We start from the raw sequence: 3293 nt of genomic DNA, 5'->3' as shown, positions 1-3293 counted from the left end.
CGCCGACCTTCACCAGGTGGGCCAGCACCGCGGCGCGCCCTTCAACCCGCGTGGGCATGCCTGGACGCGCGAAGGGGAACTCCATGACGAAGTTGTCGGAGATCATCTCGACGAAGTTTGTCGCTGCCGGGTCGATGCGGTCGCCCAGAGCGCCCATCAGCATATCGATGACGGTTGGCTTGGTGTCGGGCACAGGCTAAATCTCCACCGATGGAACAGGATCGTCTCGACGAGATAGATCAGAGCACGATGGAACGCAACGGTTCCGTCGCGACGGACGCCACGACGGCGAACGCCCCCCGCCTGAGCGGCGCGGCCTTGAAGCGGCCCCAGATCACCGACGCCCTGGCGCAGACTTTTTTCGAGGAATGGGCGCGGGTCGGCTACTCGGCGCTCAGCCTCGATGCCGTGGCCCGCAAGGCAGGCGTGGGCAAGGCGGCCCTTTATCGTCGCTGGCGCTCCAAGGCCGACATGGCCAGCGACCTCGTCAAGCAACTCTCGGCCACGGCCATCTTACTGAGCGATCCCGGTGACCAAGGGTCTCTGGAGGCCGACCTCTACGCGGCCCTCCTTGCCGTCCGACGCATCCTGCGCCACCCGTTGGTCCGCAGCATTTTGCCTGACCTCTACACCGCGATCCCGCGCGAGCCGGCTCTGGCGGCCGCGATGCGGCCGGGGGAGATGGCGCGGGAGAAGAAGGTCAAGGCTCTGATCGACCGGGCCATCGCCCGTGGAGAGTTGCCGAGCGACGTCGATCGGCGCGCCGCGACAGACGTCCTGATCGGCCCCCTCTACTGGCGCATTGTCTTGCTTGGCGAGCGTTGCGACCGGCGTGGGCTCAAGACACTTGCGCGCATGACGGCGGCTGCGATCAAGGTCAGCTGATCTGTCCGACGCGCGCGAGCGCGCCCCCGTGCGTCTCACGGCATTTCATCATGCTCCCCCCATAACCGCCTCCCGACACCGGCGCCGCCTTGGCGCCTACGCCCCCCTTGACTCTTCGATAATTCCAAAACTATCGTTGGATATGATGTTCCAAGGACGGCCGTAATGAAACGCCTGCACCTGCACGTGAGTGTGCCCGACCTCGCCCAGTCGATCCGATTCTACGAGACGCTGTTCGGCGCTCCCCCGACCGTCGTGAAGAACGATTACGCCAAGTGGATGCTGGAGGATCCGAAGGTGAACCTGGCCATCTCAACCCACCGGGCGTCCGGGCTTGACCACGTCGGCATCCAGGTGGAGACCCCCGCTGAGCTCGCTGATCTGTCGGACCGTCTCAAAGCCGCCGGTGCGCGGACCTTCGATGAGGCCGACACGACCTGCTGCTACGCCAAGTCCGACAAGAGCTGGGTGAGCGACCCGGCGGGCTTGCGCTGGGAGACCTTCTTCACCCATGGCGAAGCGACCACCTATGGCGAGAGCCAGGCCCTGGCCGCCCTTGAAGCCTCGGCCCCGACCAGCTCAGCGTGCTGCGGGCCCGCGCCTTCGGCCAGGGTCGAAGCCGCCGCGACCTCATCCTGCTGCGCGCCGGCCTCCGCCAAGACGTCGTCCGGCGGCTGACCGTGGAAAAGACCCCCGCCATCGCAGCCTTGGGCGCGCTCGCCCATGAGGGCCGCCTGGATGTATTTCGGCTGCTGGTCCAGGCCGGACCGGACGGCATGGCCGCGGGCGATATCGCCCGGGCGACAGGCGCCATTCAAAGCACGCTCTCGGCCAATCTGGCGGTGCTCACGCGCGCCGGCCTGATCGCCGCGCGGCGAGATGGGCGGTCGATCATCTACGCCGCGGCCTACGACCGGATGCGCGAGTTGCTGGGCTTCCTGATGGAGGACTGCTGCGCCGGCAAGCCTGAGATCTGCGCGCCGCTGCTGGAAGTCGCGAACCGATCCTGCCCAGCCCCCGCCGGAACCTCCGGAGCTCCGCTATGAGCGAACACCGCCCCTACAACGTCCTCTTCCTGTGCACCGGCAACTCCTGCCGCTCGATCATGGCGGAGGCCATCATGAACCGCGAAGGCGCGGGAAAATTCGTCGCCTATTCCGCAGGCTCCCATCCGACCGGAGTGGTCAATCCGCACGCGCTCGCGCTGCTGGAGAAGTTCAACTACAAGGCCAGCGCCTATCGCTCGAAGCCCTGGGAAGAGTTCTCCCGCGAGACCAATCCGAACGCGCCCGAGCTCGATTTCGTATTCACGGTCTGCGACGACGCGGCGGGGGAGGTCTGCCCAATCTGGCCGGGCCAGCCGATGAGCGCGCATTGGGGCATGCCCGATCCGGCGCGGGCGAGCGGCAACGAAGCGGAGATCGGCCTGGCCTTCGCCGACACCTATCGGATGCTCAACAACCGCATCACCCTCTTCAGGAACCTGCCAATGGACAAGCTGGACAGGCTGTCCCTGCAGAAGCGGCTGGAGGACATCGGCAAGACCGGCGTGCAGGCGCCGGCCGCCGGATGAGCGAGGCGCCCCGCACGGGCCCGGAACCGCCGCCAGAGCCCTTCGACGCCAGCCGTCGGCTGGGGGCCGAGGCGCTGGGCACGGCGCTGCTGCTGGCGGTCGTGGTCGGCTCCGGGATCATGGGCGAGCGCCTGGCCGGCGGGAACGACGCCCTGGCGCTGCTGGCAAACGCGCTGGCCACCGGTGCGGCCCTGGTGGTGCTGATCGTGATCTTCGGGCCAATCTCCGGCGCCCACTTCAACCCTGCCGTTACGCTTACTTTCGCAATGCGGCGCGAGCTCTCGTGGCGGCTGGCGGCGGCCTACGGGGCCGTCCAGATCGTCGGCGCCATCCTTGGGGTCTTCGTCGCCCACGCAATGTTCGCCGAGCCCATCCTTCAAGTCTCGACCAAGCTGCGAGACGGCCCGGCGCAGGCCTTCTCGGAATTCGTGGCCACCTTCGGGTTGATCCTCACAATCCTGGCCACCTTGCGCTTCAGGCCGGCGTTCACGCCCATGGCGGTTGGCCTCTACATCACCGCGGCCTACTGGTTCACAGCCTCCACCTCGTTCGCCAACCCCGCGGTGACGCTCGCCCGCAGCCTCAGCGACACCTTCGCCGGCATAGCGCCGGCTTCGGCGCCGGCGTTCATCGCAGCCCAGGTCATCGGGGCCGGCGTGGCCGCCGTGGTAGCGAAGTGGCTGCTCAGCGAAGCGCGTGTGGCCACGACCAGCGTTTTCATCGCCGCGAGGGAGCGAGCTCACTCTGATGAGCGTCCAGCCGGTTCCGGTCGTCACAAACCGCAGTCGTGATCCTGCAGTTCTTCAGCCGATCCACTGTCGCCGGAAACCGGATC

The 3293-nt window shown here is 67.2% G+C and carries 4 protein-coding genes and 2 pseudogenes; 5 read left to right on the top strand and 1 reads right to left on the bottom strand.

Features of this window, described 5'->3' with window-relative positions:
• Window positions 1–193 (bottom strand): annotated as a pseudogene (locus tag VGI62_RS17040) (hypothetical protein); the annotation flags it as partial.
• Between the two features lie 17 nt (window positions 194–210).
• On the opposite strand from VGI62_RS17040, the gene VGI62_RS17035 reads away from it, so the two are divergent.
• From VGI62_RS17035 to VGI62_RS17015, 5 genes and pseudogenes are all read left to right on the top strand, one after another.
• Window positions 211–885, top strand: coding sequence for a TetR/AcrR family transcriptional regulator (locus tag VGI62_RS17035; protein ID WP_331505724.1), 675 nt, complete (start codon window positions 211–213; stop codon window positions 883–885).
• Between the two features lie 165 nt (window positions 886–1050).
• A complete protein-coding gene (locus VGI62_RS17030; protein WP_331505723.1) occupies window positions 1051–1563 on the top strand; it encodes an ArsI/CadI family heavy metal resistance metalloenzyme in 513 nt (170 codons plus the stop codon).
• 2 nt (window positions 1564–1565) lie between these two features.
• Window positions 1566–1931 carry a metalloregulator ArsR/SmtB family transcription factor gene (locus tag VGI62_RS17025; RefSeq protein WP_331505722.1) on the top strand — a complete coding sequence of 122 codons (366 nt, stop codon included), beginning with the start codon at window positions 1566–1568 and terminating at the stop codon, window positions 1929–1931.
• A complete protein-coding gene (locus VGI62_RS17020; RefSeq protein WP_331505721.1) occupies window positions 1928–2458 on the top strand; it encodes an arsenate reductase ArsC in 531 nt (176 codons plus the stop codon). Before VGI62_RS17025 ends, VGI62_RS17020 begins: the two co-directional genes overlap by 4 nt.
• Window positions 2455–3144 (top strand): annotated as a pseudogene (locus VGI62_RS17015) (MIP/aquaporin family protein); the annotation flags it as partial. The gene VGI62_RS17020 and the pseudogene VGI62_RS17015, both read left to right, overlap by 4 nt.
• Window positions 3145–3293 lie beyond the last annotated feature (149 nt).

Origin of the sequence: Phenylobacterium sp., assembly GCF_036495085.1 — a bacterium.
Classification (GTDB): Bacteria; Pseudomonadota; Alphaproteobacteria; order Caulobacterales; family Caulobacteraceae; genus Phenylobacterium.
Note: the sequence above shows the minus strand (reverse complement) of the source record. Positions and strands in the feature narration are given on the sequence as shown.